The organism is Erysipelatoclostridium sp. MSK.23.31 (assembly GCF_019125875.1).
Lineage (GTDB): Bacteria > Bacillota_I > Bacilli_A > Erysipelotrichales > Coprobacillaceae > Thomasclavelia > Thomasclavelia ramosa.
The window spans coordinates 64,883-75,206 of record NZ_JAHOCB010000002.1 but is presented as its reverse complement, the minus strand read 5'-3'; the positions used below and the strand labels follow the sequence as shown (position 1 = coordinate 75,206).

8 protein-coding genes are annotated in these 10,324 nt (G+C 33.2%); 7 read left to right on the top strand and 1 reads right to left on the bottom strand.

Translation table 11 applies throughout. The features are described 5' to 3' along the window. Positions 1–4 precede the first annotated feature (4 nt). Positions 5–502, bottom strand: coding sequence for a PepSY domain-containing protein (locus KSU54_RS01735; RefSeq protein WP_008791461.1), 498 nt, complete (start codon positions 500–502; stop codon positions 5–7). 102 nt (positions 503–604) lie between these two features. Between KSU54_RS01735 and KSU54_RS01730 the strand changes: the two genes are divergently transcribed. From KSU54_RS01730 to KSU54_RS01700, 7 genes are all read left to right on the top strand, one after another. Further along, complete coding sequence (locus tag KSU54_RS01730) at positions 605–1,474, top strand: diacylglycerol/lipid kinase family protein (protein WP_224209014.1); 870 nt, start codon at positions 605–607, stop codon at positions 1,472–1,474. Between the two features lie 186 nt (positions 1,475–1,660). After that, on the top strand, positions 1,661–4,258 hold the full coding sequence (locus tag KSU54_RS01725) for a cation-translocating P-type ATPase (RefSeq protein WP_003536629.1): 2,598 nt from the start codon (positions 1,661–1,663) through the stop codon (positions 4,256–4,258). 131 nt (positions 4,259–4,389) lie between these two features. Then, the gene (locus tag KSU54_RS01720; protein WP_003536630.1) at positions 4,390–5,766 is read left to right on the top strand and encodes a UDP-N-acetylmuramoyl-L-alanyl-D-glutamate--2,6-diaminopimelate ligase; all 1,377 of its coding nucleotides are present in this window, start codon (positions 4,390–4,392) and stop codon (positions 5,764–5,766) included. Positions 5,767–5,794: 28 nt separating this feature from the next. Beyond that, a complete protein-coding gene (locus tag KSU54_RS01715) occupies positions 5,795–6,748 on the top strand; it encodes an aldo/keto reductase (RefSeq protein ID WP_117791879.1) in 954 nt (317 codons plus the stop codon). Further along, on the top strand, positions 6,748–7,182 hold the full coding sequence (locus tag KSU54_RS01710) for a GNAT family N-acetyltransferase (RefSeq protein ID WP_008791463.1): 435 nt from the start codon (positions 6,748–6,750) through the stop codon (positions 7,180–7,182). Before KSU54_RS01715 ends, KSU54_RS01710 begins: the two co-directional genes overlap by 1 nt. After that, a complete protein-coding gene (locus KSU54_RS01705; protein ID WP_003536633.1) occupies positions 7,182–7,463 on the top strand; it encodes a hypothetical protein in 282 nt (93 codons plus the stop codon). The genes KSU54_RS01710 and KSU54_RS01705 overlap by 1 nt, the downstream gene beginning before the upstream one ends. 248 nt (positions 7,464–7,711) lie before the next feature. Continuing rightward, the gene (locus KSU54_RS01700; RefSeq protein WP_008791465.1) at positions 7,712–10,321 is read left to right on the top strand and encodes a cation-translocating P-type ATPase; all 2,610 of its coding nucleotides are present in this window, start codon (positions 7,712–7,714) and stop codon (positions 10,319–10,321) included. Positions 10,322–10,324: the final 3 nt, after the last annotated feature.

The following is a 10,324-nucleotide window of genomic DNA, read 5'->3' as shown; positions in this document are numbered from 1 at the left end:
AAATCTAAGAGCTTTTTGTTGTTTTAGCATTAGTGGGAATCCCATTTACAGCTTCAATATTGATGGAGTAGTGATGCTTATCTTTAGTAAAACTGATGTTATAGTAGATATTGCTACTGTCATTATCTAACTCAATGTTTAAGTTACTAATATCTGATTCAGTGAAATTAAAATAATTTAAGCTAATTGTTTTAGCTTCATCACTACTGATGATCTTATCATAATCATTGAGAGGAGAAAATTCTTTAACTAAGATTTCTTTATTCTCAATTGTTCCATCATGAATATCAATTTCATATTCATAAGTGTAATTATCATCTTCAAACAAATAGTGATATCCATTTTGATCTTTACCTTGAATCGTAAAAGTAATATTTGCTTCACTGACTTCAGCGTCATTCAATGCGATTTTTTTAGCTTTATCTTCAGCAATTGTTTTATTAGAACAGCCGGTTACTCCAATTAGTGATGTCACAACAGTGATGAGTAATATTTTCTTCATAGCAATCTCCTTTAGCATATGTTATCACATTTAAAAAAAGATGATAATAGTTATGACGTTTTTTATCAAAATTTGTTAGAATATACTAAAGTAGGTGAGAGAATGAAACATATATTTATTATTAAACCTGATCAAAATAATAAGAATATTGAAGCGATGATCGTTAAAGTGATGCAGGGATATCGTTATGAGATTAAATATACACATTATCCACGCCATGCAACTCTCTTAGCTAAAAGTTATAGTGGATGCAATTACCGAATTTACGCAGTAGGTGGTGATGGAATGATTCATGAAATAGTTCAGGGACTTGTGGGGAGTGATAATGAACTGGTAGTTATTCCAACAGGAACAGGAAATGATTTTGTCCGTACGATTGCTGATGAAAATGATCCAGAAAAGTTATTAAAGAAATCATTATCGTTAGCGGCATCAGAAATTGATTTGATTAAAGCTAATGATATTTATTGTATTAATGTTTTATGCTGTGCTTTTGATAGCGATATTGCAAATAATGTTCATAAATATAGTCAAATAAAATATCTTCCTCGTTCTTTGCAATATGCCAGTGTATTAGTTCGGCGAATAACTCAGTATTGTTTGTTTCCAACCGCTTTATTCCAAGATGGTAAAAAATTTTATGAAGGGAATTTAATCGTCGGGGCTTTTTGTAATGGAAAATATTTTGGAGGTGGTTTTAAAATCGGTAAAGAAGCTCAAATTGATGACGGAATGATTGATATTAATCTTGTTTCAAGTCTTCACAAACGATACATACCTTATTATTTAACATTACTATTAGCGGGCAAACTTGAACAAGGGAAGCTCTATTATCATCAAAAATTACCTTATTTAACATTAAAAACAAGACAGCAGGTCAATATTGATGGTGAAACATATCCGTCTGGAACTTATAATCTTAAAATTGTTAAGAATTCGTTAAAGATTGTTTTATATCGACAAAAAGATTGACTTTCGAATGAGTAGAGGATAATATTATGGTTAATAAAAGGGAGTAGCTAACACAATGTGTTTACGATTTCGTCAATACGATGGTTTTAAATCATCCGGAACGTAATGAAATAGCGAGACTTTTATTGCATTTTAAGTATGCAATAAAGGGCTCGCTTTTATTGTGTTGAGAAAAGGAGAAAATGAATGAAAGAATACTACAATGAGGCCAAGACGGAGGTCCGCAAAAGAGTAAATGGTTCATTAAAGCCACTAACTAATGAACAAGTTAAAGCTAACCAAGAAAAGTATGGTTTAAATGAGTTAATTGAAACTAAAGGAAAGAGTATACCTGTAATTTTCTTAGAACAATTTAAAGATTTTTTAGTAATTATTCTAATTTTTGCAGCTATTATTTCTGGAGTATTAGGTGATATCGAAAGTACGCTGGTTATTTTAATCGTTATTACGATTAATGCTATTTTGGGAACTGTTCAAACAGTCAAAGCAGAACAATCATTAAATAGTTTAAAAGAATTATCTTCACCAAGTGCTAAAGTCTTACGAGATGGAAAAGTTATTGAAATTCCCAGTAAAGAAGTAACGATCGGTGATGAGGTTTATTTAGAAGCCGGTGATTTTATTCCTGCAGATGGACGTATTTTAGAAAATGCTAGTATGAAGGTGGATGAAAGTGCTTTGACTGGTGAAAGTGTTGCCGTTGAAAAAAGCTCTGATCTAATCACTGGAGAAGTTGCTTTAGGTGATCGCACAAATATGGTTTATTCCGGGAGTTTTGTTACCTATGGACGTGGTAATTTTTTAGTAACAGGAATTGGAATGGAAACTGAAGTAGGAAAAATTGCACAATTATTGAAATCTACTTCTGAAAAGAAGACACCACTTCAAGTTAATCTGGATAATTTTGGAAAAAAACTATCAATTATAATAATGGTTTTCTGTGCATTGTTATTTGGTATTAATATCCTTCAAGGTGGTAATGTTGGAGATGCCTTTATGTTTGCTGTCGCACTAGCTGTTGCTGCAATTCCTGAGGCATTAAGTTCAATTGTAACAATCGTTTTATCTTTTGGAACTCAAAAGATGGCTCGAGAAGGAGCAATTATTCGTAAATTACAAGCAGTTGAGGGATTGGGCAGTGTTTCTATTATCTGCTCTGATAAAACTGGAACATTGACCCAAAACAAGATGACTGTTGAAGATTACTATATTGAAGGAAAACGAATTGATGCTAGTGAGATTGATCCAAGTATTCCTTTGCATAAAGATTTGATGCGTTTAAGTATCTTATGTAATGATTCATCAAATGTTGATGGTCAAGAAATCGGAGATCCAACAGAAACGGCATTAATTAATTTAAGCGCTCATTTAGGAGTACCAGCAAGTCGTGTTCGGGCAGTATATCCACGTTTAAGTGAAATTCCTTTTGACAGTGATCGAAAAATGATGTCAACCCTTCATTTATTAAAAGATGGGTACACGATGATTACAAAAGGGGCAGTTGATGTTTTGATCGAACGGATTAAATATATTCGTAAAAATAATCAAATCGTACCAATAACGGCACAAGATAGAGAAGATATTTTAGCGATGAATATGGAATTCTCACAAAATGGATTACGTGTTCTAGCGATAACTTATAAAAAATTAACTGCTGAAAAAAGTTTAGATTATGATGATGAAAATGATTTGATTTTCTTAGGTCTGATTTCGATGATGGATCCCCCACGAGTTGAAAGTGCACCAGCAGTAACAGAATGTCTCCAAGCGGGAATCACTCCAATTATGATTACCGGAGATCACAAGATTACTGCAGCTGCGATTGCGAAAAGAATTGGAATCTTAACAGATATTTCACAAGCTGTTGAAGGTAGTGAAATTGATGGTTTAAGTGATGAAGAACTAAAAACATATGTTGAAGATAAGCGAGTTTATGCGCGAGTTTCACCGGAACATAAAATAAGGATCGTTCGTGCTTGGCAAGAAAAGGGTAATATTGTAGCGATGACAGGTGATGGTGTTAACGATGCACCAGCTTTAAAGCAAGCAGATATTGGAGTGGCAATGGGAATTACCGGAAGTGAAGTTTCTAAAGATGCAGCTGCAATGGTCTTAACTGACGATAATTTTGCAACAATCATTAAAGCGGTTGAAAATGGGCGAAATGTTTATGCTAATATCAAAGATGCAATTCAGTTTTTATTATCAGGTAACTTTGGTGGAATATTAGCAGTTTTGTATGCTTCGATAATGGCTCTGCCAGTACCGTTTGCTCCAGTACACTTGTTATTTATTAACTTATTGACTGATAGTTTGCCAGCGATTGCACTAGGGCTAGAACCTCATAATGCAGGTGTTATGAAAGAAAAACCACGGCCAATGAATGAATCTATTTTAACAAAACCATTTTTAGCAAGTGTTGGAATTGAAGGTTTTGTTATTGCTGTAATGACGATGGTTGGATTTATGATCGGTTATCAAGAAAGTGCATTACTTGCTAGTACAATGGCATTTGGAACATTATGTCTTTCAAGACTAGTCCATGGTTATAACTGTAAATCTAAATCACCAGTATTATTTAAAAAATCATTTTTTAATAATAAATATTTGCAAGGTGCATTTTTAGTCGGCTTTATTTTAATTACACTTGTTTTAACAATGCCGCTTTTACAATCAATGTTTAAAGTTCAAACATTAAATATTGAACAATTAATGATAGTATATGGTCTTGCTTTAGCAAATTTACCAGTTATTCAATTTATTAAATATCTTAGAAATCGCTAAAGTTATATAAATAATGCGTTGGATATATTGACTAAGTAGTTATAAGGATAGAAAATAAGTAAATTTTCTATCCTTTTTCTTTTTTCAAAGACTTATTTATACTATAATAGAACTAAATGAGGTGAAGTAAAGTGGAAGTAGCTTTAAAAACAGATTCACGAGCAGTTAAACCAGGTGATACATTTATTGCCATCCCAAACGTAGCGCGTGATGGACATGATTATATTGAACAAGCAATTGCCAACGGTGCGACAAAAATTATTGCAGAACATGGAAGTTACAAGGTTGAAACAATAATCGTAGAAAGCACTCGTGAATATTTAAAAACATATTTATATGAAAATTATTATCCATTGATTAAAGATATAAAATTAATTGGATTAACAGGAACTAACGGTAAAACGACAACCTGTTTAATGACCTATCAGATTTTAAAAATGTTGAAAAAGAATGTTGCTTATATGGGAACAATCGGATTTTATTATGGTGATGTGAAAAAGCCGATGGTAAATACTACTCCTGATGTCGATGTGCTTTATAATATGTTATTAGAAGCTAAGGAAAATGGTGTAGAGTATTTTGTCATGGAAGTAAGTTCTCATGCCCTTGATAAAGATCGGATTCATGGTTTAGAATTTGATGAGGTGGCTTTTACAAATTTAACTCAAGATCATCTGGACTATCATAAAACATTAGAAAATTATGCTAATGCTAAAAGGATTCTATTTACTAAGACTAGAAATGATAAGATTGCTATTATTAATGGTGATGATGAACATTACCAGCATTTTGTTTTAGAATCAAACAATAATATCATTATTGGTCAACATGATAGTGATGTTAAAATTTTAGAAATGAGCTTTTCACATTTAGGAACAATATTTAAATTTGAATATTTAAATCATGAATATCAAGCTAGATTAAATATGGTGGGGCGATATAATATTTATAATTATTTAATTGCTCTATTATTAGTAAACAAGTTAGGTGTAAAAATCGAAGATATACTTGCTTTAAACGATAAATTAAAGGCACCAGCAGGAAGAATGGAATTGCTTAAATATGGAACAAATAGTATTTTTGTTGATTATGCTCATACTCCCGATGCGGTGATCAATGTATTAAAAAGTGCTGAAGAGTTTAAAAATGGTCGTATTATTACCATTATTGGTTGTGGTGGTGATCGTGATGCAACTAAACGTCCAATTATGGGAAAAGCGGCGTTAGAACATAGTGATTATGTAATTTTTACAAGTGATAATCCGCGCAGTGAAGATCCTCAAATGATCTTAGATGATATTACTAATGGACTTTCTGGAAGTAATTTTGAAATAGAAGTTGATCGCCAAAAGGCAATTATTAAAGGGATGCAACAATTAAAGCATAATGATATTTTAATGATTCTTGGAAAAGGACATGAGGATTATCAGATTACTAAAACAGGGAAACATCATTTTAGTGATCAAGAAGAAGTGATGAAATATATAACTAAACAGGGGACGCTTTAAGCGTCCTTTATCTCATAAGGAGGTTAAAATGAAACAGATAGAAATGCAAGATTTGACTATTCCTCCAATTGCTATTGGCACTTGGGCTTGGGGAAAAGGACCATTTGGGAGTAAATTTATTTTTGGTGTTAGTCATGGAATTGAAGAATTAAAGCCCATATATCATTATGCAGTAAAAAATGGGCTAACGCTTTTTGATACAGCGCCTGTTTATAGTTTAGGGTCATCTGAAAAAATAATTGGGGATCTATCTAACGGTGAAGATATTCTTATGTCAACTAAGTTTATGCCGACATCTTGGCTGCCGCGTAAATCAATGTCTTGGACACTTAATTCTAGTCTGAGTCGATTGAAAAGAGAAGATACTGATATTTATTGGATTCATCGACCTGCCAATGTAACTAAATGGGCTAAAGAAATTATTCCATTAATGAAGGCTAATAAAATTCGATATTGTGGAATCTCAAATCATAATTTGAAACAAATCAAAGAAGTAGAGCTAATTTTAAAGAATGCAGGTCTTAAATTAGCGGCAATTCAAAATCATTTTAGTTTATTATATCGTAACAGTGAAGAAAATGGGATTATGAAATATTGTGAAGAACAAGGAATTACTTTTTTTGCTTACATGGTTTTAGAACAAGGGGCATTAACTGGATATTACAATTATAATCATCCCTTTCCTAAACGGACAAGACGTGCCAGGGCTTTTAGTAAGCAACGTTTAAAACAGATTGAACCATTGATTCTAGAAATGAAAAATATTGGATTAAAATATAATGTCGGTGTTGCTGAAATTGCTATTGCTTATGCTCTGGCAAAAAATACTGTTCCAATTATTGGGGTAACGAAAGTTAAGCATATTGATAGTGCTTTGGCTGCTTTAAAAATAACTATGAGTGAAGAAGACATTCATAAACTAGAATATTTTAGTAATAATTTTCAATTAAAAATCAAAGGATTTTGGGAGAAGAAAATGTAATGATAGTGGTACGAGTAATGACAATTAAAGATTACGACGATGTGTATGAGCTTTGGATGAATACCAAAGGAATGGGAATGAGAAATCTTGATGATAGTCGTAGTGGAATTGCTAAATTTCTTGAACGCAATCCGACAACAAACTTTATTGCGAGTGATGGTAATAAAATTGTTGGGGTGATCCTTGCTGGTAATGATGGGCGCCGTGCTTATATTTATCATACAACTGTGCGAAGTGATTATCGTGGTCAGGGAATTGCGACGCAGCTAGTAAAAGAATGTTTGTCAGCGGTTAAAGCTGAGGGAATTAATAAGACTGCTTTAGTTGTTTTTGCGGACAATCAGCTAGGTAATGATTTTTGGCAGAGTCAAGGATTTAAGGAGCGTGAGGACTTAACTTATCGTGATTTTAGTTTAAATGAGGAGAATATTTGATGAGGATCCAGCAGGTAGATATAACAGAGGTTTTTTTTCAAACAAAGGAGTATACTCAAGGAATGTATGATTCGATTGTTCGAATTGGACTGTCATTTCCGGTAAAAGTAAGTTTAGAACAAGGGAAATTTTATTGTCAAGATGGTCATAAACGGTTAAGTGCAATTGCAAATATGGAAAAATTAGAAGTATATAAAAAACGTCGAAAAATAAATATTATTGTTATTAATAATGGTAATAGTCGTTCTAATGATTGCTGGAGAGGCAGAAATATGCATTAATTAGGATTAAATATGGAAAATTGGGAATAATATTGATGATCAAGAATTATTGTATTAGTTGCTTTTTAAAACGCTTAATGATAAAATAAGTATATATAAAAGGGAGTAGTTAGCCATTAGGTTTACGATGCCGTCAACTCGATATTATTTTATATCCGTATCGTAATTAAACAACGAGACTTTTATTGTATGCAAATACGATATAGTCTCGTTTTTTGCATAATGTTTTAGAAAAAGGAGAGATATTTATGTATTACAATCGTGAGATTAAAGAGTTAGCCCAGGAATTTTCAACTGATTTAAAAAGTGGCTTAACTGAACAGCAAGTCACAGAGAATTTGGCAAAATATGGTCCAAATGAATTAGAACAGACTAAAAAACAATCTATTATAGTTCGATTCTTTTTGCAGTTCAAAGATGCGTTAACGATTATTTTAATTATTGCTGCAGTTGTCAGCATTATTGTTGAACCAACTGAATGGATCGATAGTGCAATCATTGTTTTTGTGGTAGTAGTTAATGCGATTTTAGGCTTAGTTCAGGAAAATAATGCAGAAAGAGCACTAGAGGCTTTGCAAAAAATGGCGAGTCCTAAAGCTAAGGTTATTCGTGAGGGTAATATTATTACGATCAATGCCAGTCAAGTCGTACCAGGGGATCTGTTAGTGCTTGAAGCGGGTGACTGTATTGCAAGTGATGGGCGATTAGTGGAATGTTTTAACCTTAAAGTTGATGAGAGTGCACTAACTGGTGAAAGTGTTCCTGTCGAAAAAATCAGCTCGATTCTTGATAAAGAAGAGATCCCGTTAGCAGAACGAAATAATATGGTTTATGCTTCTTGTAATGTTACATATGGACGGGGAATCGCAATTGTTACCACGACTGGTGAAGAAAATGAAGTTGGAAAGATTGCAACGATGATTCAGCAGACTAAGCGTGAAAATACACCGCTTCAAGATCAATTGGATCAAATTGGAAGAACAATAGGAGTTATTTGTATTATTATTTGTATCGTTGTTTTTGGAATGGAACTGTTGGAAGGTCTCTCAATTCTTGAGGCTTTTAAAACATCAATTGCATTGGCAGTTGCAGCAATTCCTGAAGGGTTGGCAACTGTTGTTACTGTAGTTCTTGCCTTGAGTGTTCAGCGAATGGTTAAAAAGAATGCAATTGTTAAAAGTTTACCAGCAGTTGAAACATTAGGTAGTACCTCAATAGTATGCTCAGATAAGACGGGGACTTTGACTCAAAATAAAATGACAGTTGTAAAAACATATCTTTATAATCGCAAAATTGAATTATTAGAAACTTGTAGTGAAGAGACTAATCAATTATTGAATTATTTTACTTTGTGTAGTGATGGTAGTATTTCTACTGTTGCAGGAAAGGAAGTTGCAGTTGGTGATCCTACGGAAACTGCTCTTGTTAAAGCTAGTTTAGAAAAAGGATTTACCAAAGATGGTTTAGCCGAATTATATCCTCGATTTAATGAGCTGGCCTTTGATTCTGAGCGTAAAATGATGACAGTTTTTGTTAAACATGAAGATAAGATTATTTCGATTACTAAAGGGGGACCTGATGTTATTTTTGCGCGATGCAATAATTTAGACATTGATGAGGTTAGCGTAGTAAATGAAACAATGTCAAATGAAGCACTGAGGGTTTTAGCTTTAGGAATTAGATATTGGGATGAAGAACCACAAGAATTCACCAGTGAAATGATTGAAAATAATTTAACTTTTATTGGGATGGTTGGAATGATTGATCCCCCACGTGAAGAAGCTAAACAGGCAGTGGCAGAAGCTAAATCAGCTGGGGTCAGAACGATTATGATTACCGGTGACCATGTTATTACCGCAAGTGCAATTGCTCGAAGTCTTGGAATTTTAGAATCTGGTCAAAAAGCAATCATGGGAAGTGAGTTGGCAAAAATGTCAGATCAAGAACTAGCTGAGCATATTGAAGAGTATTCTGTTTATGCACGAGTTGCACCAGAACATAAAGTACGAATTGTTAATGCTTGGAAATCCAAAGGTAAAGTAGTAGCTATGACCGGTGATGGAGTTAATGATTCACCAGCTTTGAAAGCAGCGGATATTGGTTGCGCGATGGGAATAACTGGAACTGATGTTGCAAAAGGTGCTGCAAGCATGATTTTGACAGATGATAATTTTGCGACAATTATTACATCAATTCGTGAAGGTCGCGGTATTTTTGATAATATCAAAAAAGATGTTCAATTCTTATTATCAAGTAATATAGGTGAAGTATTGACAATTTTTGGAGCTTCGTTGATCTCATTGTTAACACCACATAATTTTGGGGTGCCATTGTTACCGATCCATTTGTTATGGGTGAATCTAATTACTGATAGTTTACCAGCATTTGCATTAGGAATGGAACCGACTGAACCAACAGTAATGCATCGTAAACCACGCCAAAAAGATGAAGGATTTTTCTCGCATGGTTTAGGTTTTACTATTGCTTGGCAAGGATTAATGATCGGAACGCTAACGTTGATTGCTTATGCAATAGGCAATAACCAAGATCATACAGTTGGGATGACAATGGCTTTTATTACTTTATGTGGTTGTCAGTTAGTGCATTCTTTTAATGTTAAAAGTAGTGCTTCGATTTTAAATCGAACACTATTTAATAATCCTTATTTATGGGGAGCATTAGCAGCAGGGTTATTGTTACAAGTGATTATTTTAGCAATTCCTGAATTAAGTGCGATTTTTAAATTGCAACCATTAAACATTGTTCAATGGGGAATTTGTGTAGGACTTTGTTTATCAACTACTGTGATTTGTGAACTTGTAAAATTTTTTGATAGACGAAAAAATAATCCATCTTAAGAT

Coding starts and splice junctions, on each gene's coding strand:
- KSU54_RS01735 (WP_008791461.1), bottom strand. CDS start 502: ATGAAGAAAATATTACTCATCACTGTTGTGACATCACTAATTGGAGTA.
- KSU54_RS01730 (WP_224209014.1), top strand. CDS start 605: ATGAAACATATATTTATTATTAAACCTGATCAAAATAATAAGAATATT.
- KSU54_RS01725 (WP_003536629.1), top strand. CDS start 1,661: ATGAAAGAATACTACAATGAGGCCAAGACGGAGGTCCGCAAAAGAGTA.
- KSU54_RS01715 (WP_117791879.1), top strand. CDS start 5,795: ATGAAACAGATAGAAATGCAAGATTTGACTATTCCTCCAATTGCTATT.
- KSU54_RS01710 (WP_008791463.1), top strand. CDS start 6,748: ATGATAGTGGTACGAGTAATGACAATTAAAGATTACGACGATGTGTAT.
- KSU54_RS01705 (WP_003536633.1), top strand. CDS start 7,182: ATGAGGATCCAGCAGGTAGATATAACAGAGGTTTTTTTTCAAACAAAG.
- KSU54_RS01700 (WP_008791465.1), top strand. CDS start 7,712: ATGTATTACAATCGTGAGATTAAAGAGTTAGCCCAGGAATTTTCAACT.